At 69.4% G+C, this 17,133-nt stretch carries 2 protein-coding genes (1 of these 2 running past the window's edge); both read left to right on the top strand.

The window, feature by feature from the left end; all coding sequences use genetic code 11:
• Nucleotides 1-15,731, top strand: partial view of a non-ribosomal peptide synthase/polyketide synthase gene (locus JFY56_RS09935; RefSeq protein WP_208313494.1) — the 3' portion only. Its footprint begins 397 nt before the window's first position; 15,731 of the gene's 16,128 nt are visible here — the last part of the coding sequence; its start codon lies off the left edge, out of view; the stop codon is at nucleotides 15,729-15,731.
• Nucleotides 15,724-17,133, top strand: coding sequence for an aspartate aminotransferase family protein (locus tag JFY56_RS09930; RefSeq protein WP_408004395.1), 1,410 nt, complete (start codon nucleotides 15,724-15,726; stop codon nucleotides 17,131-17,133). Before JFY56_RS09935 ends, JFY56_RS09930 begins: the two co-directional genes overlap by 8 nt.

The raw sequence follows: 17,133 nt of genomic DNA, 5'->3' as shown, positions 1-17,133 counted from the left end.
TGCCCATCGAACACCTGAACGTGGACGGCGAACAGGAACTGCAGGCGCTGGCCGGCGAGTTCGCCCGCCGTCCCTTCGACCTCGCCCAGGGACCGCTGTGGCGCGTCGCGCTGGTTCGGCTGGCCGGGGACGAGCACGTGCTGCTGGTCTGCCTGCACCACATCATTGCCGACGGCTGGTCGATCCAGGTGCTGCTCACCGACTTCGTCGCGGCCTACCGCGCCCGCGTTTGTGGCGATAACGAAGAACTGCCCGGACTGCCGCTGGACTACGCCGACGTGGCGCTGTGGCAGCGTACCTGCCTGGAGGCCGGGGAGGGCGAACGGCAGCTGGAATACTGGCGCGAACGCCTCGGCGACGAGCATCCGGTGCTGGAACTGCCCGCCGACCGTCCGCGCCCGGCTCGGCAGAGCTACCGTGGTGCGCGCCACGCCTTCAGTCTGGACAAGCCGCTGGTGGCGCGCCTGCGCGAACTGGCAGCGCAGCGCGGCACCACCCTGTTCACCCTGCTGCTGGCGGCCTATCAGGTATTGCTGTTCCGCCTCAGTGGCCAGGGCGACCTGCGCGTCGGCGTGCCCATCGCCGGCCGCCAGCGCGCGGAAACCGAAGGGCTGATCGGCTTCTTCGTCAACACCCAGATCCTCCGCTGCGAACTGAGCGCCGAGGCCAGTTTCGAACAGGTCATCGAGCAGGTCCGCACGGCCTCCCTGGGCGCGCAGGCCAATCAGGACCTGCCGTTCGAACAGCTGGTGGAGGCGCTGGAACCCGGGCGCAGCCTCAGCCACAACCCGTTGTTCCAGGTGCTGTACAACCACCAGCAGCGCCAGGACGAAGCCCTGCAACTGCTGCCGGACCTGCAGGCGCGCCTGCTGCCGCTGGACAGCGGCAGCGCGCAGTTCGACCTGGCCCTGCATACCTGGGAGAACGCCGCGGGCGAACTGGCGGGCAACTGGAACTACGCCACCGATCTGTTCGACGCGGTGACCATCGAGCGCCTGCACCAGCGCTTCCTCAACCTGTTCGCGCAACTGCTGGAGCGCCCCGACGCCGCCATCGGCGATTTCGCCCTGCTCGACGAGCAGGACCGCGCCTTGCTGGATCAGGTCAACCGCACCGCCCGCGACTGGCAGGCCGATGAGCCGGTGGTGCATCGCCTGTTCGAACGGCTGGCCGAGGCTTATCCCGAGCGCGAGGCGCTACGTTTCGGCGAGCAGGTATTGAGCTACCGCGAGCTGGACCAGCGCGCCAACCAACTGGCCCACTACCTGCGCGAGCAGGGCGTCGGCCGCGAGAGTCTGGTCGGTGTCGCGGCGCTGCGTTCGGTGGAAATGGTCGTCGCCCTGTACGCGGTGGTGAAGGCCGGCGCCGCCTATGTGCCGCTCGATCCGGAATATCCCAGCGAGCGTCTGGCCTACATGCTGGAAGACGCCGGCATCGCGCTGCTGCTCAGCCATGACCCGGCGCTGGAGCGTCTGCCGCAGGTCGAGGGCGTGCGGCTGGTCAATCTCGACCGGCTGGATGTCTCGACCTATCCGGTGACGGCGCCGGCGGTGGACATCCACCCCGAGCAACTGGCCTACCTGATCTACACCTCCGGCTCCACCGGCCGGCCGAAGGGTGCGGGCAATACCCACGCCGCGCTGTTCAACCGCCTGGCTTGGATGCAAGAGGCGTATGGCCTCGACTCCAGCGATGCGGTGCTGCAGAAAACGCCGTTCAGCTTCGACGTCTCGGTCTGGGAGTTCTTCTGGCCGCTGATGGTCGGTGCGCGGCTGGTGCTGGCCGAGCCCGGCGACCATCGCGATCCGGCACGGCTGGCGGCGCTGATCGAGCAGCAGGGCATCACCACCCTGCATTTCGTGCCGTCGATGCTGGCGGCCTTCATGGCGCAGGACGATCTCTCCGGCTGCGCCTCGCTCCGGCGCATCGTCTGCAGCGGCGAGGCGCTACCGGCCGACCTGCAGCGCGACACGTTGCGCCGGCTGCCACAGGCCGGACTGTACAACCTCTACGGACCGACCGAAGCGGCCATCGATGTGACCCACTGGACTTGCCGCGACGAGGCAGGCGCCAGCGTGCCCATTGGCCAGCCCATCGCCAACCTGCAGATCCATATCCTCGACAGCCGCCTGAATCCGCAGCCGGTCGGTGTGGCCGGTGAGCTGTATATCGGTGGCGCGGGACTGGCGCGCGGTTACCACCAGCGTCCCGGCCTGACTGCCGAGCGTTTCGTCGCCAGTCCGTTCGGCAAGGGCGAGCGGCTGTACCGCACCGGCGACCTGGCGCGCTGGCGTGCCGATGGGGCGGTGGAATACCTCGGCCGTCTGGACCACCAGATCAAGCTGCGCGGCCTGCGCATCGAGATCGGCGAGATCGAGGCGGCGCTGCTGGCGCATCCGGCGGTGAAGGAGGCGGTGGTGGTGGCGCGTACGCTGAGCACCGGCACCCAACTGGTCGGCTATCTGGTCGCTGATGCGCTGGACGAGGCCGAGCTGCGCGAGCGCCTGAAACAGCGCCTGCCGGACTACATGGTGCCGGCGCATCTGGTGGTGCTGGAGCGATTCCCTCTGTCGGCCAACGGCAAGCTGGATCGCAAGGCACTGCCGGAACCGCAGGTGCAGGCGCGCGCCTACGAGGCGCCGCTGCCCGGCGTGGAAAGCGAGCTGGTGGCGATCTGGCAGGAACTGCTGGAAGTGCCGCGAGTCGGTCGCCAGGACAACTTCTTCGAGCTGGGCGGCGATTCGATCCTCAGCCTGCAGATCATTTCCCGCGCGCGCAAACGCGGCATCCAGTTGTCGCCACGGCAGATCTTCGAACGCCAGAGCATCGCCGAACTGGCCCAGGTGGCCGGGCGGCTGGAGAGCGGCGCGACGCCGGTGGCGACCATCGATACGCAGCGCGACATCCCGCTGACGCCGATCCAGCACGCGTTCTTCGAACAGCCCATGAGCCGCCGCGAGCACTGGAACCAGTCGCTGCTGCTCGAACCGGGCGAGCCCCTCGACCCGATGGCGCTGCGCCAGGCGCTGCAGGCCCTGCTGGAACACCACGATGCGTTGCGCATGGCGTTCACCCGCCAGGACGACGGCCAGTGGCGGCAGCGCTACCGCGAGGCGGGCGACGCAGAGGTGCTGTGGCAACGGCAGGTGGAACTGGCCGGACTGTCCGCCGCCTGCGACCAGGCCCAGGCCAGCCTCGACCTGTCCCATGGCCCGCTGCTGCGGGCGGTGCATTTCCAGTTGGCGGAAGGCGGCGAGCGCCTGCTGCTGGTGGTCCATCACCTGGTGGTGGACGGGGTGTCCTGGCGACTTCTGCTGGAGGACCTGCAGGCAGCCTACAGCCAGGCGCGCAACGGCCTGGCCATCGATCTTGGCGAGAAGGGCCTGAGCTTCCAGCAGTGGGCCGAGCGTCTGCAGGCGTTCGCCCGTGGCGATGCGCTGGATGCCGAACTGGCGTTCTGGCGCGGCCTGCCGGCGGCGCCGGTGCTGCCTTGTGTCAATCCGCAGGGCAGGGCGGTGCAGGCCGTGGCGCGGCAGGCGCAGCGGCAGCTCGACACTGCCCGCAGCCAGGCACTGCTGGGCGAAGCCCCGGCGGCCTACCGGACGCAGATCAACGACCTGCTGCTGACCGCCCTGGCCCGCGCGCTGCACGCCTGGAGCGGCCAGTCCCGCGCGCTGGTCGCCCTCGAAGGGCACGGCCGCGAGGCGCTGTTCGAAGGGCTGGACCCGAGTCGCACGGTCGGCTGGTTCACCAGCCTCTATCCGGTCGCGCTGGATGCGCCGGAATCGCTCGACCAGGCCATCAAGCAGACCAAGGAAAGCCTGCGCGCGGTGCCGCGCGGCGGCATCGGCTACGGCCTGCTGCGCCATCTGCGCGGCGAGGCGCTGGCGCCTCTGCGGGGCTGCGTGCTGTTCAACTACATGGGCCGCGTCCAGCACGACGCCGGCCTGTTCCGCCTGGCCGGGGAAGGTAGCGGGGCGCAGCGTGGCGCCGACGCGCCGCTGGATTGCGAGCTGGCGCTGGACGCCCAGGTGCGCGACGGCCGCTTCAGCCTGACCTGCACCTACAGCGGCGAGCGGCATGCCGAAGCCTCCGTCGAAGCGCTGCTGGATGCCTACACCCGCGCGCTGGACGAGGTCATCGAGCATTGCCGCACGCATTCGGCGGTCACCCCGTCTGACTTCCCGGGGCTCGGCCTGACCCAGACGCAACTCGACGCGCTGCCGCTGTCGCCCCGCGACATCGAGCAGCTGTACCCGCTGACGCCGATGCAGCAGGGCCTGCTGTTCCACAGCGAGCTGAGCCAGGGCGAGGCCGAGGCCGGCGCCGCCCGCGACCTGTACATCAACCAGGTGGCGCTGGATATCGACAACCTGCCGCTGGCGCGCTTCAAGGCCGCCTGGGCGGCGGCGGTGCAGCGCCATCCGCTGCTGCGCGCGGCGTTCCTGCGCCTGTCCGGCAGCCAGCAGCCGGTGCAACTGGTGCGCCGCGACGCCGTGCTGGCCGTGCGCGAACTGGACCTGCGCGGCGACCCGGCATCCCTCGGCGAGGTGCTGGCGGCGGAGCGGGAAACGCCGTTCCGCCTGCACGAGGCGCCGCTGATGCGCGTGCTGCTGGTGCGCCTGGGCGACAGCCGCTGGAAGCTGGCCTGGACCTTCCATCACATCCTGCTGGACGGCTGGAGCAGCGCGGCGGTGCTGGGCGAGGTGATCCAGGCGGCGATGTCCGATGCCACGCCGGCGCCGGCCGGGCATTACGGCGATTACGTCGAGTGGCTGCAGAGCCGCGACCAGGCCCGCAGCGCCGAATTCTGGCAGCGCCATCTGGCCGGCTTCGAGCAGCCGACGCTGATGGTCGGCACGCTCAATCCGCCCGGCGAGCATCTGCCCAAGCAGGTGCTGGTCGAGTCCATGGAGCTGGATGCCGCCATGCTGCACGGCGCCGCGCGGCGCCAGCGGGTCACGGTGAACACCCTGATCCAGGCGGCCTGGACGCTGCTGCTGCAACGCTACACCGGCCAGCAGCGGGTGGCCTTCGGCGTCACCGTCTCCGGCCGTTCCGCCCAGGTGTCGGGCATCGAGCGCATGCTCGGCCTGCTCATCAACACCCTGCCGCTGGTGCAGGCGCCGCAGTCGCAACAGACCGTCGGCCAGTGGCTGGAAGCGCTGCAGGCGCACAACCTGGAGCTGCGCGAGCACGAGCACACGCCGCTGTTCGAAACCCAGCAACATGCCGGCCACGCCGGCCGCGACCTGTTCGACAGCATCCTGGTGTTCGAGAACTATCCGGTGGACGCCGTGCTGCGCGAGCAGCAGCCGGGCGGGGTGCACCTGGGCAGCGTCGAACTGAGCGACAAGACCCACTATCCGCTGAGCCTGGCGGTGGTCGCCGGCGAGCGCGCGCACATCCACGTCAACTACCACAGCGACCGCTTCAGCGCTGCGCAGATCGTCCGCCTGTGCGGACACTTCAAACAGCTGCTGGCGGGTATCTGCAATTCCCCCGAGACCTGCATCGGCGACCTGGACATGCTTGGCGCCGAGGACCGTGCGGAGCTGGAGAACTGGAACACGCCGCCGTTCTCGCCGTACCGCGATACGCCGGTGCACGAATTGATCGCCGAGCAGGCGCGCCTGCGCCCGGAGGCCATCGCCCTGGTACATGGCGAGCAGCGCCTGACCTTCGCCGAGTTCGACCGCCGCGCCAACCAGCTGGCCCACGCCCTGCGTGCTCTGGGAGTGACCACCGAAGTACGTGTCGCCATCGCCATGGAGCGTGGCGTCGATCTCTGGCTGGCCTTCCTCGCCGTGCTCAAGGCCGGTGGCGCGTACATCCCGCTCGATCCGGACTACCCGGCCGAGCGCCTGCGCTACATGCTGGAGGACGGCGGCGTGCGCCTGCTGATCAGCCACGACGCGGCGCTGGACCGGGTGCCGGTGGGCGAGGTGGAACTTCTCAACATGGACCGCCTGGACTTCTCCGCCGAACCGGAGACGCCGCCGCAGACGCGCATCCATCCGCAGCAACTGGCCTACCTGATCTACACCTCGGGTTCGACCGGCAAGCCCAAGGGCGCGGCCATCGCCCACGGCGATATCTCCATGCACATCCAGACCATTGGCGAGCGCTACCGCTTCACGCCGGAGGACCGGGAATTCCACTTCCTCTCGATCAGTTTCGACGGCGCCCACGAGCGCTGGCTGACGCCCATGTGCCACGGCGCGCGGGTGGTGTTGCGCGACCAGGAGCTGTGGAGCGTCGAGCAGACCTACGACACCCTGATCCGCGAGGGCATCACCGTGGCGGCGTTCCCGCCGAGCTACCTGCGCCAGTTGTCCGACTGGGCTGGGGTGCAGGGCAGGGGGCCGGGCGTGAAGACCTACTGCTTCGCCGGTGAAGCCTTCAGCCGCGAAATGCTCCACGACGTGATCCGCAACCTGCAGCCACTGTGGATCATCAACGGCTATGGCCCGACCGAAACCGTGGTGACGCCGACCCTGTGGCTGGAAAGCGCGGAGAAGGCCGACTTCACCACCGCCTACGCGCCCATCGGCGACCTGGTCGGTGACCGCCAGGGCTATGTGATGGACGCCGACCTCAACCCGTTGCCGCCCGGTATCGCTGGTGAGCTGTATCTCGGTGGCGCGGTGGCGCGCGGTTATCTGGATCGTCCGGGCGCAACCGCCGAACGCTTCCTGCCGCACCCGTTCCGTCCGGGGGAGCGCATCTACCGCAGCGGCGACCGCGTGCGGCTGAACAGCCAGGGACTGCTGGAATATCTGGGCCGCATCGACCACCAGATCAAACTACGCGGCTTCCGCATCGAGGCCGGCGAGATCGAGGCGGCGCTGAAGGGCTGCGAGGGTGTGCGCGAGGCGCTGGTGATCGTCCGTGACGGCCCTTCGGGCAAGCGCCTGCTGGGCTACGTCGGCGGCAACGGGCTGGACGAGGACAGCCTCAAGCGCCAGCTCAAGCAACACCTGCCGGAGTACATGGTGCCGCAGCATATCGTCGCCATGGAGCGCCTGCCGCAGTTGCCCAACGGCAAACTCGACCGCAACGCGCTGCCCGATCCGCAGGTGGCGGCGAACGATTACGAGGAACCCCGCAGCGAGCGGGAACGTCAGGTGGCGGCGCTGTGGGCGTCGCTGCTGGGCATCGAAAGGGTGGGGCGCAACGATCACTTCTTCGAGCTGGGCGGACATTCGCTGCTGGCGATGCAACTGATCTCGCGCCTGCGTCATGAACACGAGCTGAGCGTGCCGCTGCGTGCGCTGTTCGATGCGCCGCGCCTGGCGGACTTCGCCCAGTGCCTCGACCGCGCCGAAGTCCCGGCCGGCCTGCCGGAGCTGAGCGCCCGTCACGCCACCCTGGCCGCGCAGTCGTTCTCCCAGCAGCGCCTGTGGTTCCTCGACCGGCTGCAACCGGGCGGCCATGCCTACAACCTGCCGGGGGCGATCCGCCTGCGCGGCGCGCTGGACGAGGCGGCCCTGCAGGCAGCCTTCGACGGTCTGGCGGCACGACATGAAGTGCTGCGTACGGTATTTGTCGCCGGTGACGGTGTGCCCTTGCAGCGTATCGAGGCGCCGGCAGCGGTGGCCATCCAGCGTCTGGATATCAGCAGGGAGGCGGACCCGGAAGCGGCCTTCGCCAGCCTGGCGCGGGACTTCGTCCAGGCGCCGTTCGACCTGGCAAGCGGCCCGGCCTGGCGCCTGGCGCTGGTGCGCGTGAGTGCCGAGGAGCAGCGCCTGCTGCTGTGCCTGCACCACATGATCTCGGACGGCTGGTCGGTGCAGGTGCTGCTGCGCGAGTTTGGCGAGCTGTACCGCGCCGCTGTGGAAGGGCGCGCCGCCGAGCTGCCCGAGCTGCCCGTGCAGTACGCCGACTTCGCCGTCTGGCAACGCGAGTGGCTGGCGGCCGGCGAGGGCGAGCGGCAACTGAGCTACTGGCGCGAGCGCCTCGGCGACGAGCATCCGGTGCTGGAACTGCCCGCCGATAGTGCGCGTCCGGCCCGCCAGAGCTACCGCGGCGACCGCCTGCTGTTCGGCCTGGATGCCGCTCTCGGCCAGCGCCTGCGCGCGTTCGCCGGGCAGCGCGGGGTCACGCCGTTCATGGTGATCCTCGCCGCCTACCAGGTGCTGCTGCATCGCCTCAGCGGCCAGGGCGACCTGCGCGTCGGCGTGCCCATCGCCGGCCGCCAGCGCCCGGAAACCGAGGGGCTGATCGGCTTCTTCGTCAACACCCAGGTGCTGCGCGCCGAACTGGCGGCCGGGCAGTCGTTCGCCCAGGTGCTGGACGCGGCCCGCGACGCCGCCCTCGGCGCCCAGGCCAACCAGGACCTGCCGTTCGAGCAACTGGTCGAGGCCCTGCAGCCGCAGCGCAGCCTCAGCCACAACCCGCTGTTCCAGGTGGCCTACGACCACCAGCAGCAGGACTTCCAGCCGCTCTCCGGACTGCCGGGCGTGCAGGCCGAGGTGATTCCGCTGGATGACGGCAGCGCGCAGTTCGACCTGGCGCTGAACACCCTGGAAGACCCGGATGGCGCCTTCAGCGGTTCGTGGAACTACGCTACCGACCTGTTCGACCACGCGACTATCGAGCGTCTGCACCAGCGCTTCCTCAACCTGTTCGCGCAATTGCTGGAACGTCCCGGCGCGGCCATTGGCGATTTCGCCCTGCTCGACGGAGAAGACCGCGCCCTGCTGGATCAGGTCAACCAGACCGCCCGCAACTGGCAGGCCGATGAGCCGGTGGTGCATCGCCTGTTCGAACGGCTGGCCAAGGAACATCCCGAGCGCGAGGCGCTGCGTTTCGGCGGGCAGGTGTTGAGCTACCGCGAGCTGGATCAGAGTGCCAACCGGCTGGCCCACTACCTGCGCGAGCAGGGCGTCGGCCGCGAGAGCCTGGTCGGCGTGGCGGCGCTGCGTTCGGTGGAAATGGTTGTCGCGCTGTACGCGGTGGTGAAGGCGGGTGTGGCCTATGTACCACTGGACCCGGAATACCCCAGCGAGCGTCTGGCCTACATGCTGGAAGACGCCGGCATCGAGTTGCTGCTCAGTCATGATCCGGCGCTGGAGCGTCTGCCCCAGGTCGAGAGCGTACGGCTGGTCAATCTCGACCGGCTGGAAGTGTCGGCCTATCCGGCCACGGCGCCGGTGGTGGATATCCACCCCGAACAGCTGGCGTACATGATCTACACCTCCGGCTCCACCGGACGGCCGAAGGGCGCGGGCAATACCCACGCGGCGCTGTTCAACCGTCTGGCCTGGATGCAGGAAGCGTACGAACTGGGCAGTACCGATGCGGTGCTGCAGAAAACCCCGTTCAGCTTCGATGTCTCGGTCTGGGAGTTCTTCTGGCCGCTGATGGTCGGCGCGCGGCTGGTGCTGGCCGAGCCGGGCGATCACCGCGATCCGGCACGATTGGCATCGCTGATCGAGCAGCAGGGCATCAGCACCCTGCATTTCGTGCCGTCGATGCTGGCGGCGTTCATGGCGCAGGACGATCTGTCTGGTTGCGCCTCGCTGAAGCGTATTGTCTGCAGCGGCGAAGCGCTGCCGGCCGATCTGCAGCGCGACACGTTGCGCCGGCTGCCACAGGCCGGACTGTACAACCTCTACGGGCCGACCGAAGCAGCCATCGACGTCACCCACTGGACCTGCCGCGACGAGGCGGGCGCCAGCGTGCCCATCGGCCAGCCGATCGCCAACCTGCAGATCCATATCCTCGACAGCCGCCTGAACCCGCAGCCGGTGGGTGTGGCCGGAGAGCTTTATATCGGCGGCGCCGGACTGGCGCGCGGTTACCACCAGCGTCCCGGCCTGACCGCCGAGCGTTTCGTCGCCAGTCCGTTCGGCAAGGGCGAGCGCCTCTATCGCACCGGCGATCTGGCCCGCTGGCGCGCCGATGGTGCCGTGGAATACCTCGGCCGGCTGGATCACCAGATCAAGTTGCGTGGCCTGCGTATCGAGATCGGCGAGATCGAGGCGGCGCTGCTGGCGCATCCGGCGGTGAAGGAGGCGGTGGTAGTAGCGCGAACGCTGAGCACAGGCACCCAACTGGTCGGCTATCTGGTGGCCGATGCACTGGATGAAACCGAGCTGCGCGAGCGCCTGAAGCAGCGCCTGCCGGACTATATGGTGCCGGCGCACCTGATGGTGCTGGAGCGCTTCCCGCTGTCGGCCAACGGCAAGCTGGACCGCAAGGCGCTGCCGGAGCCGCAGCTGCAGGCGCGTGCCTACGAGGCGCCTCTGCCCGGCGTGGAAGCCGAGTTGGCGGCGATCTGGCAGGAGCTACTGGAAGTGCCGCGCGTTGGTCGCCAGGACGACTTCTTCGCCCTGGGCGGGCATTCGCTGCTGGGCATCCAACTGGTCGCCCGGGTGCGCAACGACCTGCACCTGGAGCTGCCGCTGCGCGCGCTGTTCGAGGCGCCGGTCTTGGCGGACCTCACCGATTACCTGGCCACCAGCGCCGAGCCTGCCGCGCGTCCGGCATTGCTGCCGCGCGGCGAGGGCGGTCTTGCGCCGCAGTCGTTCGCCCAGCAGCGCCTGTGGTTCCTCGCCCAGCTGGAGCCCGACAGCGCCGCCTACAACCTGCCGTGCGTGCTGCACCTGCGCGGCCATCTGCAGGTGGCCGCCCTGCAGCGCAGCTTCGATGCGCTGGCCGAGCGTCATGAAAGCCTGCGCACCTGCTTCCTGCATGGCGAGCAGGGCGTGCCGCTGCAGCGCGTCCTCGAAGCGGGCGGCGTCGCCATGGCCCGCCACGACCTGCGCGCCGATCCGGCGCCGGACGAGGCGTTCGATGTGCTGGCGCGGGCCTTCATGGCCGAGCCCTTCGACCTCGACAGCGAGCGCGCGCCCTGGCGCGTGGCACTGGTGCGGGTGGGCGACGACGAGTGGCGGCTGCTGATGTGCATGCACCACATCATCTCCGACGGCTGGTCGGTGCAGGTCATGCTGCGCGATTTCGCCGGGCTGTACCGCGCGTTCAGCGAAGGCGTCGAAGCGAACCTGCCGCAGCTGAGCGTGCAGTACGCCGACTACGCCGCCTGGCAGCGCCGCCATCTGGACGCCCGGGAACGCCAGCGCCAGCTCGACTGGTGGCGCGAGGCGCTGGGCGACGAGCATCCGGTGCTGGAACTGCCGGCCGACCGTTCGCGCCCGGCCGAGCGCGACGGCCGGGGCGGGCGGCATGCATTCGTCCTGTCGCAGGAGCTGGCCGAGCGCGTGCGGCAGACCGCCCGTGGCTGCGACGCCAGCCTGTTCATGCTGTTCCTCGCGGCGTTCGACACGCTGCTGTACCGCCTCACCGGCCAGCGCGACCTGCGCATCGGCGTGCCGGTGGCCGGGCGCTCGGAGCTGCAGACCCAGGAGCTGATCGGCTTCTTCGTCAACACCCTGGTGCTGCGCGCGCAGGTCAGCGGCGAGCAGCGTTTCAGCAGCCTGCTGCAACAGGTGAAGGACAACCTGCTGGGCGCCCATGCCCATCAGGACCTGCCGTTCGAGCAGCTGGTGGAGGCGTTGCAGCCGGCGCGCAGCCTGAGCGTCAACCCGCTGTTCCAGGTCAGCTACAACCACCAGCAGCAGCCGGACCTGTCGTTGCTGCAGTTCGATGGCCTGAGCTGCGAGGCTCAACAGTGGAACATCGAAGGCACGCAGTTCGACCTGGTGCTGGGCACCTTCGAGCACGCCGACGGACGCATCAGCGGCTACCTCGACTACGCCACCGACCTGTTCGAGGCGGCGACCGTGGAGCGCCTGTACGGGCAACTGCTGACGGTGCTCACGGCCGTGTGCGAGCAGCCGGACACCGCCATCGGCGACCTGCCGCTGCTGACCGAAGACGACCTGGCCGCCCTCGACCGCTGGAACACGCCGCCGTTCTCGCCGTACCGCGACACGCCGGTGCACGAGCTGATCGCCGAGCAGGCGCGCCTGCGTCCGGAGGCCATCGCCCTAGTCCATGGCGAGCAGCGCCTGACCTTCGCCGAGTTCGATCGCCGCGCCAACCAACTGGCCCATGCCCTGCGTGCCCGTGGCGTGACCACCGAGGTGCGGGTCGCCATCGCCATGGAACGCGGCGTCGATCTCTGGCTGGCCTTCCTCGCGGTGCTCAAGGCGGGCGGCGCCTACATTCCGCTGGATCCGGACTACCCGGCCGAACGCCTGCGCTACATGCTGGAGGACGGCGGCGTGCGCCTGCTGATCAGCCACGACGCGGCGCTGGACCGGGTGCCGGTGGGCGAGGTCGAACTGCTGAACATGGACCGGCTGGACTTCTCCGCCGAACCGGAGACGCCGCCGCAAACGGTGATCCATCCGCAGCAACTGGCCTACCTGATCTACACCTCGGGATCGACCGGCAAGCCCAAGGGCGCGGCCATCGCTCATGGCGATATCTCCATGCACATCCAGACCATTGGCGAGCGCTACCGCTTCACGCCGGAGGATCGGGAATTCCACTTCCTCTCCATCAGCTTCGACGGCGCTCACGAACGCTGGCTGACGCCGATGTGCCACGGCGCACGGGTTGTGCTGCGGGATCAGGAGCTGTGGAGCGTCGAGCAGACCTACGACACGCTGATCCGCGAGGGCATCACGGTGGCGGCCTTCCCGCCGAGCTATCTGCGCCAGTTGTCCGACTGGGCCGGCGTGCAGGGCAGGGGACCGGGCGTGAAGACCTACTGCTTCGCCGGCGAGGCATTCAGCCGCGAGATGCTCCACGACGTGATCCGCAATCTGCAGCCGGAATGGATCATCAACGGCTACGGCCCGACGGAAACCGTGGTCACTCCGACCCTGTGGCTGGAAAGCGCAGAGAAGGCCGACTTCTCCACCGCCTACGCGCCCATCGGCGATCTGGTGGGCGACCGTCAGGGCTACGTCATGGACGCCGACCTCAACCCATTGCCGCCGGGCATTGCCGGTGAGCTGTACCTGGGCGGCGCGGTGGCGCGCGGTTATCTGGATCGTCCGGGCGCGACCGCCGAGCGCTTCCTGCCGCACCCGTTCCGCCCGGGTGAACGTATCTATCGCAGCGGCGACCGCGTGCGGCTGAACAGCGAGGGGCTGCTGGAATACCTCGGCCGCATCGACCACCAGATCAAGCTGCGCGGCTTCCGCATCGAGGCCGGCGAGATCGAGGCGGCGCTGAAGGGTTGCGACGGCGTGCGCGAGGCGCTGGTGATCGTCCGCGACGGTGCGGCGGGCAAGCGCCTGCTGGGCTACGTCGGCGGCAACGGGCTGGACGACGACAGCCTCAAGCGCCAGCTCAAGCAACACCTGCCGGAGTACATGGTGCCGCAGCACATCGTCACCATGGAACGCCTGCCGCAGTTGCCCAACGGCAAGCTCGACCGCAACGCGCTGCCCGATCCGCAGGTGACGGCGAGCGACTACGAGGCGCCGCAGGGGCAGGGCGAGGAGCGCCTGGCTGAAGTCTGGCAGGCGCTGCTCGGAATCGAGCGGGTCAGCCGGCACGACAGCTTCTTCGAGCTGGGCGGCGATTCCATCCAGTCGCTGGCGGTGATCAGCCGTCTGCGCCAGACGGGCTGGAAGCTCGCGCCGCGCGATGTCTTCAGCCATCCGCGCCTGAAGGAGCTGGCGCTGTGCCTGGTGCAGCACGACATCGGCGAGGCCATGCAGGTCGAGGATGTGGCCAGCGGAAGCGTGCCGCTGACGCCGATCCAGTCGCACTTCTTCGAGCTGCCGATGAGCAACCGCGCGCACTGGAACCAGGCGCTGCTGCTGGACGTGCGCCAGCCGCTGGAAGCGCCGCTGCTGGAGAAGGCGCTGGATGCCGTGCTGGATCACCATCAGGGCCTCAATCTCGGCTTCCGTGCCTTGGCGGACGGCGGTTGGGAGCAGTTCTATCGCCCGGCTCCGGTACCCGACAGCCTGTGGGTGCGCGAGGTGGCGGACGATGCGGAGCTGCGGGCCCTGTGCGAACAGGCGCAGCGCAGCTTCGACCTGGAGAACGGCCCGCTGCTGCGCCTGGTGCTGGCGAACATGCCGCAGGGCCAGCGCCTGCTGCTGACCGCTCACCATCTGGTGGTGGATGGTGTGTCCTGGCGGGTGCTGCTGGAGGACCTGGCGCGCGCCTATGCGCAGCTGGGCGCCGGCAATCCGCTGGCGCTGGCGCTGGGGCCGAAGCCGACCAGCTACCAGCGCTGGGCGCGGCACCTGCAGGAAGCGGCGCGGGCGCCGCAGCGCCAGGCCGAAGTGGCGCACTGGGTCGATCTGATCGGCAGCGGCGAACCGCTGTGGCCGGTGGACGATCCGTACGGCAGCGCCACCCAGGCGGATCTCGACCAGTGCGAACTGGAACTGGACGAGGCGCACACCCGCCGGCTGCTGCGCGAAGCCCCGGCAGCATTGCAGGCGCGGGTGGATGAAATCCTCCTGGCGGCGCTGGTGCAGGCGCTGGCGGAATGGACCGGCTCCGACGACAGTCTGGTCGCCCTGGAAGGCCACGGCCGCGACGTGCTCGCCGACGATCTCGACATCGGCCGCACCCTCGGCTGGTTCACCACGCTGTTCCCGCTGCGGGTCGCTGCCGGTGGGCACATCGACGAAACCCTGCAGCGGGTGCGCTCGACCCTGCGCGGCCTGCCGGACAAGGGCGCCGGCTTCGGCCTGCTGCGCTACCTCGGCGACGCGGCGGCGCGGCAACGCCTCGCCGCGCTGCCGGAGCCGAAGGTGGTGTTCAACTACCTCGGCCAGTTCGACCAGGACCTCGGCGATGGGCGTTTCGCCCCGGCGCCGGTGTCGGCGGGCGCGCTGGTCGATCCGTCGACGCCGCTGTCCCGCGAACTGGAAATCAACGGCCAGGTATTCGCCGGCCGGCTCGGCCTGAGCTTCCGCTTCAGCGCCGCGCGTTACCGTCGCGAGCGCATCGAGGGCCTGCTGGCTGCGTATCGCCAGGCCCTCGGCGCGCTGCTCGACAACCTGCCGCAGGCGCAGTCCGTGGAGAGCCAGCCCGTCGCCGTCTCCGGTGGCGCGCCGAGTCCGCTGATCCGCCTGAGTCGTGGCGCCAGCCGGCAGCCGCCGGTGTTCTGCGTGCATCCGGTGAGCGGCACGGTGGTGGGCTACTACGCCCTGGCGCGCACCCTGTCGGAGCGCTGGGACGTGTGGGGTCTGCAGAACCGCCAGGTGCTGGATGGCAACTGGCGCGACAGCTCCATCGGGCAGATGGCCCGCGACTACGTGAAGTCGCTGCTCGAACAGCAGCCGAGCGGGCCGTACCGGCTGATCGGCTGGTCCATGGGCGGCACCCTGGTGCTGGAAATGGCCCGGCTGCTGGAGCGCCTCGGCAAGCCGGTGGAATTCGTCGGCCTGATCGACGGCTACGTGCCCGGCGCCGGCAAGCCACGCCCGGCGGCCAGCCGACCGGCCGACGCGGAAACCGGTGAGATCGAGGGCGACGAGCACTGGCAGCAGTTGCTGGCGGTCGAGCGGCACATGCGCCAGCTCGCCAACCAGTGCCGTGAAATCCGCCCGTCGAATGCACCGGTCCACGCCTGGTGGGCGCTGCGCTCGCCGGAAAACAACGAAAACGCACCGGCTCTACTGGAGCAGGGCATGGGTGGACGCATGCGGGCTTCGGCCTGGATCGATGCCGACCACCTGTCGATCGTCCGTGATCAGCTGTTCATCACTCAACTTGCCGAGACCCTTGCGCGGGTCGACGAGCAGCCCCGGTTACAGGATCACCAGGAACATGAATATGCATAACCCTCTTCAGGTCGCATCCATCATCGAGCCGAGCCCGGCCGCCGCGGTGGCCGCAGCGGACTACAGCTTCGCCCCGACGCCGCGACTGGAGCGCCAGGCCGCCGTCGAATCCAACGCGCGCAGCTATCCGCGGCGCATTCCCCTGGAGCTCAGACGCGCCCAGGGCATCCATGTGCAGGACAGCGAGGGCCGCTGGTTCATCGACTGCCTGGCCGGGGCCGGAACCCTGGCCCTCGGTCACAACCATCCGGAGGTGGTGCAGGCGATGCGCGCCACTCTCGACGGCCAGCGTCCGCTGCACACACTGGACCTGATGACCGAGGCCAAGGAAACCTTCATCGACGAGCTGTTCGCGCTGCTGCCGCCGGCGTTCGCCAGGAATGCGCGCATCCAGTTCTGCGGGCCGGCCGGCACCGACGCGGTGGAGGCGGCGCTGAAGCTGGTGCGCACCGCCACCGGCCGCAGCCAGGTGATGGCCTTCCATGGCGCCTACCACGGCATGACCCAGGGCGCGCTGGGGCTGATGGGCAATCTCGGGCCGAAGGCGCATCTGGACGGCATGATCTCCGGCGTGCAGTTCCTGCCGTATCCCTACGCCTACCGCTGCCCGTTCGGGATCGGCGGCGAGGCGGGCGAGCGCATCGGCCTGCACTACATCGAGAACCAGCTGACCGATCCGGAAAGCGGCGTGCTGCCGCCGGCCGGGATGATCCTCGAAACGCTGCAGGGGGAGGGCGGGGTGATCCCGGCGTCGGCGGCCTGGCTGCGCGAGATACGCCGCATCACCCGCGATGCCGGGGTGCCGCTGATCCTCGACGAGATCCAGTGCGGCGTGGCGCGCACCGGCAAGCCCTTCGCCTTCGAACATGCCGGCATCGTCCCGGACGTGCTGGTGCTGTCCAAGGCCATCGGCGGCAGCCAGCCGATGGCGGTGGTGGTCTACGACAAGTCGCTGGACGTGTGGAAGCCGGGCTCCCATGCCGGCACCTTCCGTGGCAACCAGTTGGCGATGGCCGCTGGCGCCGCGACCCTGCGCATCGTCCGCGAACAGCGCCTGGACGAGCACGCGGCGGCGATGGGCGCGCGTCTCGCCGGGCATCTGCGGGCGGTGCAGAAGGACTTCCCGCAGATGGGCGACGTGCGTGGGCAGGGACTGATGCTCGGGGTGGAAATGGTCGATCCGGCAGGGCGCCCGGACGCCCTCGGCCATCCGCCGCAGAACGGCGTACTGGCCTCGGCGGTGCAGCGCGAATGCCTGCGCCGGGGACTGATCATCGAGGTCGGCGGGCGCCATTCCAGCGTGCTGCGCTTCCTCCCGCCGCTGATCGTGGAAGCGGCACAGATCGACCAGATCGCCGACGTTTTCGCCAGATCCGTGGCAGCCGCTGTAGCCCGGGCCTGA

Source organism: Pseudomonas schmalbachii (assembly GCF_017589465.1).
Taxonomy (GTDB): domain Bacteria; phylum Pseudomonadota; class Gammaproteobacteria; order Pseudomonadales; family Pseudomonadaceae; genus Pseudomonas; species Pseudomonas schmalbachii.
Note: the sequence above shows the minus strand (reverse complement) of the source record. Positions and strands in the feature narration are given on the sequence as shown.

Bases quoted from the DNA above. Each gene is read 5' to 3' on its own strand.
- JFY56_RS09930 (WP_408004395.1), top strand. From the start codon at position 15,724: ATGCATAACCCTCTTCAGGTCGCATCCATCATCGAGCCGAGCCCGGCC.